Source organism: Arhodomonas sp. KWT (genome assembly GCF_010993615.1).
Window position 1 is genome coordinate 1 of the sequence record NZ_WNXE01000694.1, and the last position, 883, is coordinate 883.

General features: G+C 70.1%; 1 protein-coding gene. It reads left to right on the forward strand.

All coding sequences use genetic code 11. The features are described 5' to 3' along the window. The coding region (locus G7A99_RS21790; RefSeq protein ID WP_163144042.1) for an SDR family NAD(P)-dependent oxidoreductase at positions 1 to 543 on the forward strand (543 nt) is incomplete at its 5' end. Positions 544 to 883 lie beyond the last annotated feature (340 nt).

The following is an 883-nucleotide window of genomic DNA, read 5'->3' on the forward strand; positions in this document are numbered from 1 at the left end:
CGTCTTCAGGGCGCGATCCGGGAGTCGGCCGCCGACGCCGGCGGACTGGACGTGCTGGTGAACAACGCCGCGCACGACGAGCGCCACGCGGTCGAGGACGTGACCCTCGAGTACTGGGAAGACCGCATGCACGTGAACCTGCGCCACCAGTTCTTCGCCGCGCAGGCGGCGCTGGCGCCGATGCGTGCCCGCGGGGGCGGCTCGATCGTGAACGTCGGCTCCTCGAGCTGGCACGTCGGCCAGGGCGGCATGCCCGGCTACACCACGGCCAAGGCCGGCGTGGAGGGGCTGACCCGCGGCCTGGCGCGGGACTTCGGGCCCGACGGCATCCGGGTCAACTGCGTGATCCCGGGGTGGGTCATGACCGAGCGTCAGAAATCGCTCTGGCTCACCGAGGAGGCCGAGGCCGACCTGATGAACAAGCAGTGCCTCAAGGAAAAACTGCAGCCCCACGACGTGGCCCGGCTGGTGCTGTGGCTGAGCGCCGACGACAGCCGCATGTGCAGCAATCAGAACTTCATCGTCGACGGCGGCTGGATCTAGAGCCCGCTGCGCCGTCGCCGTCACCCGCGCCACCACGGCGGGGACGGCGGCTGCGAACACGGACGCACCCGTGACGATCAGCCACTGACAATCACACGGCGATCGCTTTCCGGCGAGGGGCACGCGTGCCGCGACACCCAAACGTCACCGCCAGGCGGTGGCGGGGGCCCGGTCGTGTCCGACAGCCGGCACGGGGAGGCAATAACGCCCGCCTGCCAGGGCGTCAACCGGAGGAGAGGACCGTGAGACAGGATGCATTTCACAATAGCCGCGGTGCCGCCATGCGCCGCCACTGCCGTTGCTCGGTACTGCTGGGGGTATCGGTGGCGCTGGTCGCCGG